2 protein-coding genes (both cut by a window edge) are annotated in these 18,266 nt (G+C 73.9%); both read left to right on the top strand.

Annotated elements, in window-relative coordinates; all coding sequences use genetic code 11:
• Window positions 1-13,011: the final stretch of a type I polyketide synthase gene (locus BM424_RS11675; protein ID WP_139274049.1), read on the top strand. It extends 14,283 nt beyond the left edge of the window; only the last 13,011 of its 27,294 coding nucleotides appear in the window; the start codon falls outside the window, past its left edge; the stop codon is at window positions 13,009-13,011.
• Window positions 13,008-18,266: the beginning of an SDR family NAD(P)-dependent oxidoreductase gene (locus tag BM424_RS29450; RefSeq protein ID WP_425442009.1), read on the top strand. It continues 14,622 nt past the right edge of the window; only the first 5,259 of its 19,881 coding nucleotides appear in the window; its start codon is at window positions 13,008-13,010; the stop codon falls past the right edge of the window. Before BM424_RS11675 ends, BM424_RS29450 begins: the two co-directional genes overlap by 4 nt.

The raw sequence follows: 18,266 nt of genomic DNA, 5'->3' as shown, positions 1-18,266 counted from the left end.
GAGCCGATCGCCATCGTCGGCATGGCCTGCCGCTACCCCGGGGGCGTGAGCTCCCCGGAGGACCTGTGGCGGCTGGTGTCCGACGGCGTCGACGCGATCTCCGGGTTCCCCACCGACCGCGGCTGGGAAGGCCTGCTGCATGACCCGGACCCGGACAAGGCGGGCAGCACCTACTCCGTGCAGGGCGGATTCCTGCACGACGCGGCCGAGTTCGACCCCGGATTCTTCGGCATCAGCCCGCGCGAGGCGCTGTCGATGGACCCGCAGCAGCGGCTGCTGCTGGAGACCGCGTGGGAGGCCATCGAGCGGGCCGGCATCGACCCGCACCGGCTGCGCCGCAGCCTCACCGGCGCGTTCATCGGCGCCAGCTACCAGGACTACTCGGCCGGGCGCGGCGGAGCGTCCCCGGACGAGGGGCACATGATCACCGGCGCGCTCTCCAGCGTCCTGTCCGGCCGGATCAGCTACCTGTTCGGCCTGGAAGGCCCGGCGGTCACCCTCGACACCGCGTGCTCGTCGTCGCTGATGGCGCTGCACCTGGCCTGCCAGTCGCTGCGCGGCGGCGAGAGCTCGCTGGCCCTGGCCGGTGGCGTGAGCATCATGTCGACCCCGGGCGCGTTCGTCGGGTTCAGCAGGCAGCGCGCGCTGGCCGCCGACGGCCGCTGCAAGGCCTACGCCGAGGGCGCCGACGGCATGACCCTGGCCGAGGGCGTGGGTCTGGTGCTGCTGGAGCGGCTCTCCGACGCGCAGCGCAACGGGCACCCGGTGCTGGCGGTGGTGCGCGGCAGCGCCGTCAACCAGGACGGCGAGTCCAACGGGCTCACCGCCCCCAACGGTCTCGCCCAGCAGCGCGTCATCCGGCAGGCCCTCGCCAACGCCCGTCTGGAGGCGTCCGATGTGGACGCCGTGGAGGGGCACGGCACCGGCACCGCGCTGGGCGACCCGATCGAGGCCGACGCGCTGCTGGCCACCTACGGCCAGGACCGGCGGAGTCCGCTGCTGCTGGGGTCGATCAAGTCCAACATCGGCCACACCCAGATGGCCTCGGGCGTCGCGAGCGTCATCAAGGTGGTGCAGGCGCTGCAGCGCGGCGTGCTGCCGCGGACGCTGCACGTCGATCAGCCGTCGACGAAGGTCGACTGGGTTCCCGGCGCCATCGAGCTCCTCGCCGAGGAGACCCCGTGGCCCGAGGTGGACCGGCCGCGCCGGGCGGCGGTGTCGTCGTTCGGGCTGTCCGGCACCAACGCGCACGCCATCCTGGAGCAGGCCCCGGACACCCCGGAGCCGGCCGACGAACCGGTCGGCGGCACCGTGCCGGTGCTGGTCTCGGCGCGTGCCGAGGGCGCGCTGCGCGGGCAGGCCGCGCGGCTGCTCGCGCTCCTCGACGAGCGGCCCGACCTGCACCTGACGGATCTCGCGGCCGGGCTGGCCACGTCCCGCTCGACGTTCGAGCACCGCGCCGCGGTGATCGCCGCCGACCGCGACGACCTGATTACCGGCCTGACCGCGCTGCGCGACGACCGGACCGACCCGGCGCTGGTGCGCGGTGTCGCGTCGCGCGGCCGCACCGCGTTTCTGTTCTCCGGCCAGGGTTCTCAGCGCCTGGGCATGGGAAGCGAGCTCTACGAGCGGTTCCCGGTGTTCGCCGACGCCTTCGACGAGGTGTGCGCGCACCTCGACGCCGACCTGCCGCGCCCGCTGCGCGAGGTCGTGTGGGGCGAGGACGCCGACGCGCTGAACCGGACCGGGTTCGCCCAGCCCGCGCTGTTCGCGGTGCAGGTGGCGCTGTTCCGGCTGGTGGAGTCGCTGGGCGTGACCCCGGACCAGCTGGTCGGGCACTCGGTCGGTGAGATCGCGGCCGCGCACGTGGCGGGTGTGCTGTCGCTGGAGGACGCGTGCCGGATGGTCTCCGCGCGGGCCTCGCTGATGCAGGCGCTGCCCTCGGGCGGTGCGATGGTGGCGGTGCAGGCCGGTGAGGCCGAGGTGGCGCCGCACCTGACCGACGGTGTGTCGATCGCCGCGGTCAACGGCCCGGCCTCGGTCGTGCTGGCGGGTGTCGAGGACGAGGTGCTGGAGCTGGCGAGTCGCTGGAAGTCCAAGCGGCTCACGGTGTCCCACGCGTTCCACTCGCCGCTGATGGACCCGATGCTGGACGAGTTCCGGGCCGTCGTGGACGGCTTGGAGTTCCACGACCCGCAGATCCCGCTCGCGGTCTTCGGCGACGTGACCTCGCCGGAGTACTGGGTGCGGCACGTGCGCGAGACCGTGCGCTTCGCCGACAACGTGGCGCGGCTGGCCGAGCGCGACGTGCGCGCGGCCCTGGAGATCGGCCCCGACGGCACGCTCTGCGCCCTCGCCCAGGAGATCCTGGGCGGCGACGCGGTGCTGGCGCCGTCGCTGCGCGCGGACCGCGACGACGTGCCCGCGCTGCTCGGCTCGTTGGCCCGCGTGCACGTGCGCGGCACCGGGGTGGACTGGGCGGCGCTGTTCGCCGGCAGCGGCGCGCGGCCCGTCGACCTGCCCACCTACCCGTTCCAGCACGAGCGCTTCTGGCCCGACGCCACCCCCGAGCCCGCGACCGCCGAGACGCCGGGTTCCGCGCCGCTCGACGAGCAGTTCTGGGACGCCGTCGAGCGCGAGGACTTCGCGGCCCTGGCCGAGTGGCGGCGCAGGCACCAGCTGTCCACGGTGGACTCCTGGCGGTACCGCGTCAGCTGGCGTCCGCTCACCCCCGCGGAGAGGCTCACCGGGCACTGGCTCGTCCTCCACGGCCCCGGCCAGGACGAATCCGAGCTCGTCGACGGGCTCGGCGTCGACGTCACCCGCCTGGAGGTCACCGACCCGGCGGCGCTCGCGGATTCCCTGCGCGACCTGGCGACCCCGGTCGACGGAGTCCTGTCGCTGCTGGCCCTCGACGCCGACTTGCACGGCGGGCTCGCCGACACCACGAGCGCCGTGCAGGCGCTGGTGGCGAGCGGCCTCGACGCGCGGCTGTGGGTCGCCACCCGCGACGCGGTGTCGGTGACCGGCGGCGTGCCGAACCCCGATCAGGCGGCGGTGTGGGGACTCGGCCGCGTCATCGCCCTGGAACACCCGCAGCAGTGGGGCGGGCTGGTCGACCTGCCGGAACGGCTCGACCGCAACACCGCCCGCCGCCTCGCCGCGGTCCTCGCCGGAACCGGCGAGGACCAGGTCGCGGTGCGCCCCTCCGGCGTCCACGGCCGCAGGCTGGTGCGCGCCGAAGCCGCCCAGGACGGTCCCGGCCGCGAGTTCCGGCCCGGAACCGCGCTGGTCACCGGCGGCACCGGCGCGCTCGGCGCGCACGTCGCCCGGTGGCTGGCCGAGGCCGGCGCCGAGCACCTGCTGCTGGTGGGCACGCGCGGCGCGGACGCGCCCGGAGCCGCCGCGCTCGCCGAGGAGCTGGGGGAGCGGGTCACCATCGCCGCGTGCGACGCGGCCGACCGCGACGCCCTGGCCGCGCTGCTCGCCGAGCACCGCGTCACCTCGGTGTTCCACGCGGCCGGTGTCGTCGACGACGGCCTGGTCGACTCCCTCACCCCCGAGGACTTCACCCGGGTGCTGCGCGCCAAGGCGATCGCGGCGCGCAACCTGCACGAGCTGACCTCCGACCTCGACGCGTTCGTGCTGTTCTCCTCCACCGCGGGCGTCATCGGCGCCGCCGGTCAGGGCAACTACGCCGCCGCCAACGCCTACCTGGACGCCTTCGCCGAGATGCGCTGGGCGCAGGGCCTTCCGGCGACCTCGGTCGCGTGGGGCCCGTGGGCCGGGTCCGGCATGGCGGTCGACGAAGGGGTCGAGGACCGGTTGCGGCGCGGCGGGTTCAGCCCGATGGCGCCGGACCTGGCGATCTCCGCGCTGCGGCAGGCCGTGGAGCGCGGCGACACCGCGATCGCGGTCGCCGACATCGACTGGGCGCGATTCCTGCCCGGCCTCACCCAGCTCCGCCCGGCACCGCTGGTCGGCGACCTGCCCGAGGTGCGCGGTGCCCGGGCCGAGAGCGGCCCGGAGCAGCGCGGCGAGCCGCTGCGGGAACTGGCGCGGTTGCCCGAGGCCGAGCGCCGCCGCGCGATGCTCGACCTGCTGCTGGCCAACATCGCCGGGGTCCTCGGCCACTCCCGCGCCTCCGAGATCGACGCCGAGCGCGCCTTCCGCGACCTCGGTTTCGACTCGCTGACCACGCTGGAGCTGCGCAACCAGCTGTCGGCGACCACGGGCCTGACGCTGCCCGCCTCGCTGCTGTTCGACTACCCGACCCCCGCCGACCTCGCCGAGTTCCTGCTGGCCGAGGCCGTGGGGGAGCCGGCGGTCGCGCCGGTGGAGGTCGTGCGGGCCGACACCGACGAGCCGATCGCGATCGTCGGCATCGGCTGCCGCTTCCCCGGCGGCATCTCCTCCCCGGAGGAGCTGTGGCAGCTGCTCGTCGACGGCGCCGACACGGTCGGGCCGTTCCCCGGCGACCGCGGCTGGGACCTCGACGCGCTCGGCGCCGGGGCCTCGGCCGCGCGGGAGGCGAGCTTCCTGCGCGACGTCGCCGACTTCGACGCGGCGTTCTTCGGCATCTCGCCGCGCGAGGCGCTGGCGATGGACCCGCAGCAGCGCCTCGTCCTCGAAACCGCGTGGGAGGCGCTGGAACGCGCGGGCCTGGACCCGGCGGCGCTGCGCGGCAGCGAGACCGGCGTGTTCGTCGGCACCAACGGCCAGGACTACGAGCACGTGCTGCGCCGCTCGCTCAACGCCGACGTGCTCGGCTACCTGGCCACCGGCAACACCGCCAGCGTCATGTCCGGCCGTCTCGCCTACGCGCTGGGCCTGGAGGGCCCGGCGGTCACCGTCGACACCGCGTGCTCCTCGTCGATCGTGGCCATGCACTGGGCGAGCACCGCGCTGCGCCACGGCGAGTGCTCGCTGGCGCTGGCCGGTGGCGTGTCGGTGATGTCCAGCCCCGACTCGTTCGTCGAGTTCACCGCCCAGGACGGGCTCGCGGCCGACGGGCGCTGCAAGGCGTTCGCCGAGGCCGCCGACGGCACCGCCTGGTCGGAGGGCGTGGGCGTGCTGGTCCTGGAGCGGCTGTCCGACGCGCGCCGCAACGGCCACGAGGTGTGGGGCGTGCTGCGGGGTTCGGCGGTGAACTCCGACGGCGCGTCGAACGGTCTCACCGCGCCGAACGGCCCGTCGCAGCAGCGCGTGATCCGCAGCGCCCTCGCCGACGCGGGACTGTCCACTGCGGACATCGACGCGATCGAGGCGCACGGCACCGGAACCACTCTCGGCGACCCGATCGAGGCGCAGGCGTTGCTGTCGACCTTCGCCGACCGGGACCGGCCGCTGTGGCTGGGGTCGGTGAAGTCCAACATCGGGCACGCGCAGGCCGCCGCCGGCGTCGCCGGTGTCATCAAGATGGTGATGGCGATGCGCGAGGGTCTGCTGCCGAAGACCGCGCACGTCGACCAGCCCACCTCGCACATCGACTGGGACTCCGGCGCCCTGTCGCTGCTGACCGAGCCGGTCGCGTGGCCGGACACGGGACGCCCCCGGCGCGCGGGCGTCTCGGCGTTCGGCCTGTCCGGCACCAACGCCCACGTCGTCCTGGAAGCCGCCGACGAGCAGCCGGCCGTGGTCGAGCAGCGGCAGCCGCTCCCGGCCCCGTGGCTGGTCAGCGGCAAGACCGCAGCGGCCCTCGACGCCCAGATCGACCGGATCCGCGCCGCCGAGGGCGACCCGCTGGACGTCGCGTTCTCGCTGGCCACGACCCGAACGGCCTTCACCCACCGCGCCGCCCTCCTGCCCACCGACAAGGGCCTGATCGAACTCACCCGAGGCTCGCTACCCCGCACCACCGCCTCCACGACCTTCCTCTTCGCAGGCCAAGGCTCCCAACGCCTCGGCATGGGCCGAGACCTCTACGACCGCCACCCGGTGTTCGCGGAGGCCTTGGACGAGGTCCTGTCCCACTTGGACCCGTCGGTCCGAGAAGTGATGTGGGGCGAGGACGAGGAGGCCCTCAACCAAACGGGTGTCGCTCAACCGGCCCTGTTCGCGATCGAGGTCGCCCTCTATCGCCTGATCGAGTCCTTCGGTGTCCGCCCTGACTACCTCGCAGGTCACTCGATCGGTGAGGTGGCCGCAGCCCACGTGGCGGGCGTGTTGTCCCTCGAAGACGCGTGCACGTTGATCTCGGCCCGAGCCCGGTTGATGCAGGCCTTGCCTTCGGGCGGGGTGATGGTCGCGGTCCGCGCCAGCGAGTCCGAGGTGTTGCCTTACCTGTCGGGTGATCTTCCTGGGGTCAAAAACTCCCAGATTCGGGGGGACGAATACCGGAGTATTCGACCCGCCGAAAACTCCGGTATTCGACCCCACGAAAATGGCAATTCTCGAACGGGTGTCATCTCGTTGGCGGCGGTCAACGGACCGAACTCGGTCGTTCTGGCTGGGGACGAGGATGCGGTTCTTGAGGTCGCTAAGAACTGGGAGTTCAAGCGGCTGAGGGTTTCTCATGCTTTCCACTCGGCTTTGATGGAGCCGATGCTCGGGGAGTTCCGGGAGGTTGTTGAGGGGCTGGAGTTCCGGGAGCCCGGGATTCCGGTTGTTGCTTCCGGGGATGTGACCGAGCCCGAGTTCTGGGTGCGGCATGTGCGGGAGACCGTGCGGTTCTCCGAGAACGTGGACAGGTGCGGGGCTTCGCGGTTCGTGGAGATCGGGCCCGACGGGGCGCTGTCGGCGCTGGTCGACGGCGGCGTGCCGGTGCTGCGGCGGGGACGCGACGAGCAGGAGAGCCTCGCCGCGGCGCTCGGGCGGATGTTCGTGGCCGGGATCGCCATGGACTGGCCGGCGTTCTTCGCCGGAACCGGGGCGCGTCGGGTTCACCTGCCCACCTACGCCTTCCAGCACGAGCGCTACTGGCCGGAGACCGTGCCCGGCAGCGTCGTCGAGCGCACCGAACCGGACTGGCGCTACGCGATCGACTGGACCCCGGTCACCGGAAACCGCGACAGCGCGGGACGGTGGCTCGTGCTGGCACCCGCCGACGACGAGTGGGCGACCACCGCCGCCGAGGCGCTCGGCGTCGACGCGATCCTGGCCGAGACCGTCGACGCGGCGGACGCGGACGAGTACGCCGGAGTCGTGTCGCTGCGCGACGACCGGCCGCTCGCGCTGCTCGACGCGCTCGCCGAAGCCGGGATCACCGCGCCCCTGTGGTGCGTGACCCGGGGCGCCGTCGCCGTCGGCGACGAACCGCTGCGCCACCCCGCGCACGCCGACATCTGGGGTGAGGGCCAGGTCGCGGCCCTGGAACAGCCCGAGCGCTGGGGCGGCCTGATCGACCTGCCCGAGGTCGTCGACCGCTGGTTCACCACGATCCCCGCCGACGAGCCCGAGATCGCGATCCGCCCCGACGGCACCCGCGCCCGCCGCCTGGTGCGCGCGAGCGCAGCCGACCGCTGGACGCCGCGCGGCACGGTCCTCGTCGTCGGCGGCACCGGCCCGATGGGCGGGCTCGTCGCCCGCTGGCTGGCCGACAACGGCGCCGAACACCTCGTCCTCACCGGCGGGGACACCCCGTCCGAGGACCTGCCCGCCGAGGTCGTGGCCTGCGACCCCGCTGACCGCGACGAGCTCACCGCGCTGCTCGACACCGTCGGCGACGACCTCACCGCCGTCGTGCACGCCGACGCGCCCGAGCACGCGCTCACCGGCCTCGCGCACCTCGACGAGCTGCTGGCCGACCGCGACCTGGACGCGTTCCTGGTGCTCGGCTCCCTCGCCGGCACCTGGGGCGTGCGCGGCGGTGCCGAGCAGGCCGTCCACGACGCGCGGCTGGCCGCGTTCGCGCGGCAGCGCGACGACCGGGGCCGCCCGACGCGCTTCGTCGCGTGGGGGCCGTGGGCGGAGACGACCGACCCGAGCATGACCTCCCACCTGCGCCTGAGCGGCCTGCCCGCGGTGCCCGCGCAGCGCGCGCTGGCCGAGCTCGGCCGCGTCGTCGCAGGCCAGGAGCCTGCCGTGACCGTCGCCGACGTGCACTGGGAGACCTTCGCCCCGGCCATGACCGAGCGCGCGGCGCTGTTCTCCGGCATCCCGGAGGCCCGCGTCGACGAGCCCGCGGGCGAACCGGAGCTGCGGCGCGACCTGCTCGCCATGCCGGAGGGACGTCGCCGCAGCGCGGTGCTGGCCCTGGTGCGCGAACGCGCTGCGGCCGTCCTCGGCCACGGCGACGCCGAGGCCGTCGAGGACGACGCACCGTTCCGCGACCTCGGGTTCGACTCGCTCACCGCCGTCGACCTGCGCAACCAGCTCGACCGCGCCACCGGGCTCTCCCTGTCGGCGACGCTGGTGTTCGACCACCCGACGCCCGTCGAGCTCGCCGAGCACCTGCTCGCCGAACTCCTCGGCGCGAGCGACGGCCCGGTAGAGCAGGTCACCCGGCAGACCACCGACGAGCCGATCGCCATCGTCGGCATGAGCTGCCGCTACCCGGGCGGTGTGCGCTCGCCGGAGGACCTGTGGCGGCTGCTCATCGACGAGGTCGACGCCGTCGGCGAGATGCCCACCGACCGCGGCTGGGACCTCGGCGCGCTGTTCGACGAGGGCCGCAGCGCCACCCGGTGCGGCGGATTCCTGCACGACGTCGCCGATTTCGACCCGGACTTCTTCGCGATCTCGCCGCGCGAGGCCCTGGTGATGGACCCGCAGCAGCGGCTCGTGCTCGAAGCCGCGTGGGAATCGCTGGAACGCGCCGGCATCGACCCGGGCCGGCTGCGCGGCACCGACACCGGCGTGTTCGTCGGCGGCGGCAGCGGCGAGTACCGGGCACCGGCCGAGATCACCGGCATGGAGTGGCAGACCGCGCAGTCGGCGAGCCTGCTCTCCGGCCGCGTCGCCTACACCTTCGGCCTGCAGGGCCCGACGGTGTCGGTGGACACGGCGTGCTCCTCGTCGCTGGTGTCGCTGCACCTGGCCTCGCAGGCGCTGCGCTCCGGCGAGTGCTCGATGGCGCTGGCCGGTGGTGTCACGGTGATGGCCACGCCGGTCGGGTTCGTCGAGTTCAGCGCCCAGGGCGCGCTGTCGGCCGACGGCCGCTGCAAGGCGTTCTCCGACGACGCCGACGGCACCGGATGGGCCGAAGGCGTGGGAATGCTGGTGCTGGAACGGCTTTCGGACGCCCAGCGCCGAGGTCACCAGATCCTCGCGGTGGTGCGGGGTTCGGCCATCAACTCCGACGGCGCCTCCAACGGCCTCACCGCGCCCAGCGGGCCCGCGCAGCAGCGCGTCATCCGCCAGGCGCTGGCCGCCGCCGGACTCGAACCGTCCGATGTGGATGCCGTGGAGGCGCACGGGACCGGCACCGAGCTCGGCGACCCGATCGAGGCCCAGGGCCTGCTGGCCACCTACGGGCGGGACCGCGAGCGGCCGCTGTGGCTGGGCGCGGTGAAGTCCAACATCGGCCACACCCAGGCCGCGTCGGGCGTCGCCGGGATCGTGAAGATGGTCATGGCGATGCGGCACGGCGAGCTGCCCAAGACGCTGCACGCCGACACCCCCTCGTCGCACGTCGACTGGGACTCCGGCGAGCTGCGGCTGCTCACCGAGCGCACCGCCTGGCCGGAGACCTCGCACCCGCGCCGCGCCGGTGTGTCCTCCTTCGGCGCCAGCGGCACCAACGCGCACGTGATCATCGAGCAGTACCCGGGCGAACCCGAGGCCGCCGAGCGGACGGTGCCGGTGTCGGAGGTGCTGGTCCCGGTGTCCGGGCGCACCCCGGCGGCGCTGCGCGACCAGGCGCGACGGCTCCTCGACCACCTCGATTCGGGGCACGCGCTCACCGACGTGGCCTGCTCGGCGGCCACCACGCGCGCCGCGTTCGAGCAGCGCGCCGCCGTGCTGGCCGCCGACCGGGACGAGCTGCTCGACGGGCTGACCGCGCTGGCCGAGGACCGGAGCTCCCGGCGGGTGCTGCGCGGTGAAGCCGCCCGCAACCGCAAGCTCGCCTTCCTGTTCTCCGGTCAGGGCGCCCAGCGCCTCGGCATGGGACGGGGCCTGCACGAGCGGTTCCCGGTGTTCGCCGCCGCTCTGGACGAGGTGCTGGAGCACCTGGACCCGAAGCTGCGCGACGTGATGTGGGGCGACGACGCGGACCTGCTCAACCAGACCGGCTACGCCCAGCCCGCCCTGTTCGCGGTCGAGGTGGCGCTGTTCCGGCTGGTCGAGTCGCTGGGCGTGGAACCGGACCACCTCGTCGGCCACTCCGTCGGCGAGATCGCCGCCGCGCACGTCGCCGGCGTCCTGTCGCTGGCCGACGCGGCCGCGCTGGTCAACGCCCGCGCTTCGCTGATGCAGGCGCTGCCCGAGGGCGGCGCGATGGTGTCGGTGCAGGCCGGTGAGGACGAGGTGAAGGAGCTGCTCACCGACGGCGTCTCGATCGCCGCCGTCAACGGCGTCTCCTCGGTCGTGATCGCGGGCGTCGAGGACGAGGTGCTCAAGATCGCCGAGAACTGGCAGTCCAAGCGGCTCCAGGTCTCGCACGCGTTCCACTCGCCGCTGATGGACCCGATGCTCGACGACTTCCGAGACGTCGTGCGGGGCTTGACCTTCCGCGAACCGCGGATCCCGATGGCCACCAGCGGCGACGTGACCTCGCCCGAGCACTGGGTGCGGCACGTGCGCGACACCGTGCGCTTCGCCGACAACGTCGACGCGTCCGGGGCCACCAGCTTCGTCGAGATCGGCCCCGACTCGCCGCTGTCGACGCTGGTCGGCAACAGCGTCCCGATGCTGCGGCGGGAGCGCGACGAGCAGGCCTGGTTCACCCAGGCGCTCGGCCGGTTGTTCGTGACCGGCGCGACCCCGGACTGGTCGGCGTACTTCGCCGGAACCGGGGCGCGGCGAATCGACCTGCCCACCTACGCCTTCCAGCACCAGCGGTACTGGCCCGACACCCTCCCGTCCCCGGCGACCGCGGCCGCCCCCGGCACCGACGACCAGGCGTTCTGGGACGCGGTGGAGAGCCAGGACTTCCCGTCGCTGGAGAACGTCCTGAACGTCGACGGCACCGCCCTGTCCGAGGTGCTGCCCGCGCTGCTCGACTGGCGCAGGCAGCACCAGGACCTCGCCGAGATCGACGGCTGGCGGCACCGGATCGCCTGGCGCCCGCTCGGCGGCGCGCACACCGGCGAGCTCACCGGCACCTGGCTGGCGGTCGTCCCGCGCGAGCACGACCGGCACGTCACCGCCGCCGTCGAAGCGCTCGGCACCGGCGCGGTCGTCGTCGAGGTCGACGCACCCGACCGCGACGCCCTCACCGACGTGCTGCGCGAGCACCGCACCGGCGTCGACGGCGTCGTGTCCTTCCTGGCGCACACCCCGCCGGGCACCGGGTCGGCACCGCGCGGCGTGCTGCACACCGCGACGCTCGTCCAGGCGCTCGGCGACGCCGGGATCACCGCGCCGCTGTGGTGCGTGACCCGCCGCGGCGTGTCCACCGACCGCGCAGACCAGGTCGAGGACGTCACCCAGGCCGGGGTGTGGGGCCTCGGCCGGGTCGCGGCGCTGGAGCACCCGGAGCGCTGGGGCGGTCTGGTCGACCTGCCCGACGAGCTCGACGACCGCGCCGCGACCCTGTTCCGCGCGATCCTCGCCGGGCTCGACGGCGAGGACCAGGTGGCGGTGCGCGCCGGCGGCGCGTTCGCCCGCAGGCTCGTGCAGGCACCCGCGCCCGCACCGGCCGCGATGTGGGAACCGTCCGGCACGGTGCTCATCACCGGCGGCACCGGCGCGCTCGGCGGGCACGTCGCCCGCACCCTCGCCCGAGCCGGCGCCGAGCACCTGGTGCTGGCCAGCAGGCGCGGGCCCGACGCGCCCGGAGCCGACGAGCTGCGGCGCGAACTCGAGGACACCGGCGTCGGGGTCACCGTCGCCGCCTGCGACGTCGCCGACCGCGCGCAGCTGCGGGAACTCCTGGACGCCGCCCCGGGCGAGCTGACCGGGGTCGTGCACACCGCGGGCGTCATCGACGACGGCGTGCTGGACCGGATGACCCCGGAGCGGTTCGCCGACGTCTACCGCGCCAAGGTCGACTCGGCGCTGCTGCTCGACGAGCTCACCTCCGGCCTCGACGCGTTCGTGCTGTTCTCCTCGGCGTCGTCGGCCGTCGGCAGCCCCGGTCAGGCCAACTACGCGGCGGCGAACTCGGTGCTCGACGCCCTCGCCGAACGCCGCAGGTCCCAGGGCCTTCCCGGGACCTCGATCGCCTGGGGTGCCTGGGGCGGTGGCGGCATGGCCGGATCCGCCGAGGCCGAGCAGAGCGCGCAGCGGGCCGGGATCAAGCCGATGGCTCCGGAACTGGCCTGCACCGCGCTGCGGCAGCTGGCCGCCGAACCGGAACCGACCGCGGTCGTCGCCGCGGTCGACACCGGCCGCTCCGGCAGGCCCGCCCGGCCGAACCCGCTGCTGCGCGAACTCATCGGCGACGACGCCGCCGACAGCGCGACGTCGTCCGAACCGGAGCTGCACGAGCAGCTCGCCGGGCTCGCCCCCGACCAGCGCCGCGACGCGGTGCTGGAGCTGGTGCGCACGATCGCCGCCGCCGTCCTGGGCCAGCCCGACGTCGAGGCGGTGCGCGCCGACCGGCCGTTCCGCGACCTCGGGTTCGACTCGCTGGCCGTGGTAGAGCTGCGCAACCAGCTGGGTGCCGCGACCGGGCTGAGCCTGCCCTCGACGCTGGTGTTCGACCACCCGACCCCGGCCGACCTCGCCGAGCACGTCCTCGGCGAAATGCTGCCCGACACAAGCACTTCCGACACCGGCACCGACGAGGAAGCCGAGATCCGGCGGCTGCTCGGCAGGGTGCCGCTCTCGCAACTGCGGGAGATCGGCGTCCTCGAACCGCTGCTGCAGCTGATCGGCCGCGACGACGCCGAGCCCTCCCACGACGACGGCATCGACGCGATGTCCGTCGATGACCTGGTGCAAGCCGCACTCGACGGCCAGGACTGAAGGAGCTGACCATGAACGACTCCAGCGACAAGGTCGTCGAGGCGCTGCGGGCGGCGGTCAAGGAGACCGACCGCCTGCGGCGGCAGAACCGGCAGTTGGTGGCCGCGGCGACCGAACCCATCGCCATCGTCGGCATGGCCTGCCGCTACCCGGGCGGCGTGGACTCCCCGGAGGACCTGTGGGACCTGGTCGCCTCCGGCCGGGACGCGACCTCCGAGCTGCCCACCGACCGGGGCTGGGACGTGGGGGCTCTCGGTGACGCCGGGGTCGACGAGCGCGGCACCCGGGTGAGCGTGCGCGGCGGGTTCCTGCCCGGAATCGCCGACTTCGACCCCGGCTTCTTCGGGATCTCGCCGCGCGAGGCGCTGACGATGGACCCGCAGCAGCGGCTGCTGCTGGAGACCTCGTGGCAGGCCGTGGAGAGCGCGGGCATCGACCCGACGTCGCTGCGCGGCAGCCGCACCGGTGTGTTCGTCGGCACCAACGGGCAGGACTACCAGCACCTGCTGATCCGCTCGGTGTCGGACGCGACCGGCGACATCGGCACCGGCATCGCCGCCAGCGCCGAATCCGGCCGCATCTCCTACGAGCTGGGGCTGGAGGGCCCGACCGCGACGGTGGACACGGCGTGCTCGTCGTCGCTGGTGTCGCTGCACTTCGCGGTGCACGCGCTGCGCGCGGGCGAGTGCGGGCTGGCGCTGGCCGGTGGTGTGAACGTGATGTGCACGCCGGGCTCGCTGGTGGAGTTCAGCCGGCAGGGCGGTTTGGCGCCGGACGGGCGGTGCAAAGCGTTCTCCGACGACGCCGACGGCACCGGTTGGTCCGAGGGCGTGGGAATGCTCGTGCTGGAGCGGCTTTCCGACGCCGAGCGCAACGGGCACGAGGTGCTGGCGGTGGTGCGGGGTTCGGCGGTGAACTCCGACGGCGCTTCGAACGGTTTCACCGCGCCGAACGGCCGCGCGCAGCAGCGCATCATCCGCCAGACCCTCGACCAGGCCGGGCTCGCACCGTCCGATGTGGACGTGGTGGAGGCGCACGGAACCGGGACCCCGCTGGGTGACCCGATCGAGGCGACCAGCCTGCTCGCCACCTACGGCCAGGAGCGCGAGAACCCGCTGCTGGTGGGCACGATCAAGTCGAACCTCGGGCACACCCAGGCCGCCGCCGGGGTGGCCGGGGTGATCAAGATGGTGATGGCGATGCGGCACCAGACGGTGCCGCGGACGTTGCACGTGTCCGAGCCGTCCTCGCACGTAGACTGGTCGGCGGGTTCGGTGGAGCTCGCGACCTCGCCGGTCCCGTGGCCGTCGAACGACCGCCCGGCCCGCGCCGGTGTGTCGTCCTTCGGCGTGAGCGGCACCAACGCCCACGTCATCCTCGAAGCCCCGGCCGCTGCCGAGGTCCCGGGCGCCGTGGCGCCGGCGGGCCCGGTCCCGTGGCCGGTGAGCGCCAAGTCCGAGGCATCGCTGGACGAGCAGGTCCGGCGGCTGCGCGCCCTTGACGGAAATCCCCTGGACATCGGCCGCTCCCTGGCCACCGGCCGCGCCTCCTTCGAGCACCGCGCGGTCCTCCTCGACGGCGAGGAGATCGCCAGGGGACAGGCCACCCGCCGAACCCCCGCGATCCTCTTCGCAGGCCAAGGCTCCCAACGCCTCGGCATGGGCCGCGAGCTGTACAACCGCTTCCCGGTGTTCGCCGAAGCCCTGGACGAAGTCCTGACCCACTTGGACCCCTCGATCCGAGAGGTCATGTGGGGCGAAGACGCCGACGCCCTCAACCAAACAGGCGTCGCCCAACCAGCCCTGTTCGCCATCGAGGTCGCCCTCTACCACCTGATCGAGTCCTTCGGCATCACCCCGACAAAGCTCGTCGGCCACTCGATCGGTGAAGTCGCCGCAGCCCACGTCGCGGGCGTGTTGTCCCTCGAAGACGCCTGCACGTTGATCTCGGCCCGAGCCAGGTTGATGCAGGCCTTGCCCTCAGGCGGGGTGATGGTCGCGGTCCGCGCCAGCGAGTCCGATGTCCTGCCGTACCTAACGGGTGATCTTCCGCCAATCAAAAACTCCCAGATTCGGGGGGACGAATACCGGAGTATTCGACCCGACGAAAACTCCGGTATTCGACCCCACGAAAATGGCAATTCTCGATCGGGTGTCATCTCTTTGGCGGCGGTCAACGGGCCCGAGTCGGTCGTGTTGGCCGGGGACGAGGGCGCCGTTCTTGAGGTCGCTAAGAACTGGGAGTTCAAGCGGCTCAAGGTTTCTCATGCTTTCCACTCGGCTTTGATGGAGCCGATGCTGGAGGAGTTCCGGGAGGTTGTTGAGGGGCTGGAGTTCCGGGAGCCCGGGGTTCCGGTGGTGGCTTCGGGGGATGTGACTTCGCCTGAGTTCTGGGTGCGGCACGTGCGGGAGACCGTGCGGTTCGCCGACAACGTCGAGGCCGCGGGTGACGTGACGTTCGTGGAGCTCGGGCCGGACGGCGTCCTGTCGGCGCTGGTCGGCGACGGAGTTCCCGCGCTGCGCGCGGACCGCGACGAGGAGACCGCGTTCCTCACCGCCCTGGCGCGGCTGCACGTCACCGGCGTCGACGTCGACTGGTCGCCGGTGCACGCCGGTGGCCGGCGGGTTCCGCTGCCGACCTACGCGTTCGACCACCAGCGGTTCTGGCCGTCGGTGTCGGTCAGCGCGGGCGACCCGACCGGGCTCGGCCTGTCGGCCGCCGACCACCCGCTGCTCGGCGCGGCGATGACCGTCGCGGGCTCCGACGAGCTCATCCTGACCGGCACGCTGTCGCTCGCCGCGCACCCGTGGCTGGCCGATCACCTCGTCGACGACCGGGCGCTGCTGCCGACCTCGGTGGTGCTGGAGCTGGCGTCCTGCGCCGCCGACCGAGTCGGCTGCGACCGCGTCGAGGAGCTCACCCGGGCAGCACCGCTGGTGCTGCCCGACGACGCCCCGCTGCAGGTGCAGCTGCGCGTGGGCGAACCGGACGAGTCCGGTCGCCGCGAGCTGCGCGTGCACGCCCGCCCCGGCGAGGAGTCCGAGTGGGCGCTGCACGCCACCGGAACCCTCGGCGCGAACGCGAGTCCGGCGGACTTCGACCTGGCGCAGTGGCCGCCGCGCGGCGCCACGGTCGTCGACATCGACGGCTTCTACGACGAGCCCGGCGAGGTGCTGCGCGGCCCGGCGTTCCGGGGCCTGCGCGCCGCCTGGCGCGGCCACGACGCGATCTTCGCCGAGGTCGCGCTGCCGGAGGAGATCACCGGCGCCGAGGCGTACGGGCTGCACCCGGCCCTGCTCGACGCCGCCCTGCACGCCGCGACGTTCCTCGACGCCCGGGGCATCCCCGCCGACTGGACCGAGGTGACGCTGCACGCCACCGGAGCATCGGTGCTGCACGTGCGGCTGACCGGCGACTCCAGCGGCATCACCGTCGAGGCCGCCGACGTCACCGGCGCCCCGGTGCTCTCCGCGCGGGCCGTGCTCGGCCCGGTGCCGGAACCGGCCGCCGACTCCCACCCCCGCTCGCTGTACCAGCTCGACTGGGTGCCGCAGGACGTCGAGCCCGTCGGGTTCGACGACTGGTCCCTGCTCGCCGACCACGAGCTCGACCTCGGCTTCCCCGGCCCGAGGACGGCCGTCGCGAACCTGCCGGTGGATTCCGCGCCCGAGGCGGGTTCGGTGGTGGCGGTGCCGCTGGTGGGCGGAGCCGAACCGCACCGCGTCCACGACCTCACCGCCCGCGTCCTGACCCTGCTGCAGGAGCGCGTCGCCGAACCGGGTTCGCGACAGCCCGCGATGGTGTTCCTCACCCGCGGAGCCGTCTCCGGCGACGACCCGGCCGCGGCCGCCGCGTGGGGACTCGTGCGCGCCGCGCAGACCGAGCACCCCGGCCGGTTCCTGCTGGTCGACCTCGACGACGCCGACGAGTCCGCCGCACTGCTGCCGGGCCTTCCCGCGCTGCTGGAGGCGGGCGAGACGCAGGTGATCGTCCGCGAAGGACAGGCCCGGGTCGCACGCCTCGCGCGCGCCGAGCTGAGCGAAAACCATTACGGCGCTTGGAATCCCGACGGCACGGTGCTCATCACCGGCGGCACCGGCGGGCTCGGCGCCGCCCTGGCCCGGCACCTCGTCGCCGAGCGGGGTGTGCGCAAGCTGCTGCTGGTGAGCCGCCGCGGCCCCGACGCGCCGGGCGCCGCCGAGCTCCGCGAGGAGCTGACCGGGCTGGGCGCCGAGGTGACCGTGGCGACCTGCGACGTCACCGACCGCGCCGCCCTCGCCGCCCTGCTGGACACCGTGCGGCTCACGGCCGTGATCCACACCGCCGGTGTCCTCGACGACGGCGTGATCGGCTCGCTCGACGCCGAGCGGCTCAGCACCGTGCTGCGCCCGAAGGTCGACGCCGCCTGGAACCTGCACGAGCTCACCCAGGACCACGACCTGGCCGCGTTCGTCGTGTACTCCTCGGTGGCCGGGGTGATGGGCTCGGCCGGGCAGGGCAACTACGCCGCCGCCAACAGCTACCTCGACGCGCTCGCCGCGCACCGGCGCGGTCTCGGGCTTCCCGCGCTGTCGCTGGCGTGGGGCGCGTGGGAGGCCGGCGCGGGCATGACCTCCACGCTGGCCGACCTGCGCGGGATGCCGACCCTGTCGGTGCAGCGGGGCCTGGCGCTGTTCGACGCCGCGGTCGCCTCCGACGCGCAACTGCTCGTGCCGCTGGCGACCGGCGCCCGGCCCGCCGGGGGAGAGGTTCCGGCGATCCTGCGCGGTCTCGTGCGGCCGGGACGGCCGACCGCCGCCGGTGGTCGCGGCACGGCCGAGGCCCACGCGCTGGCCGGGCTGCGCGCCGAGGACCGGCTGCGCCACGTCACCGAGGTGGTCCGCACCGAAGCCGCAGCGGTGCTCGGGCACGCCTCCGGCGCGGACGTGCGCGCCGACAAGGAGTTCCGGGCCCTGGGCTTCGACTCGCTGACCGCGATCGAGCTGCGCAACCGGCTCGCCGCCGCGACCGGCCTGACGCTGCCCGCCACCCTCACCTTCGACCACCCGACGCCCGCTGAGCTCGCCGAGCACCTGCTCGCCGAACTCCTCGGCGAGCAGCACGACCTCGGACCCGCCCCGCAGCACGCCGACACCGGCGACGACCCGATCGTCATCGTCGGCATGAGCTGCCGCTTCCCCGGTGGAGTGCGCTCGCCCGAGGACTTCTGGCAGCTGCTCGCCGACGGCACCGACGCGATCTCCGGTTTCCCGACC

The sequence above is a fragment of the Saccharopolyspora flava genome (genome assembly GCF_900116135.1).
GTDB lineage: Bacteria > Actinomycetota > Actinomycetes > Mycobacteriales > Pseudonocardiaceae > Saccharopolyspora > Saccharopolyspora flava.
Note: the sequence above shows the minus strand (reverse complement) of the source record. Positions and strands in the feature narration are given on the sequence as shown.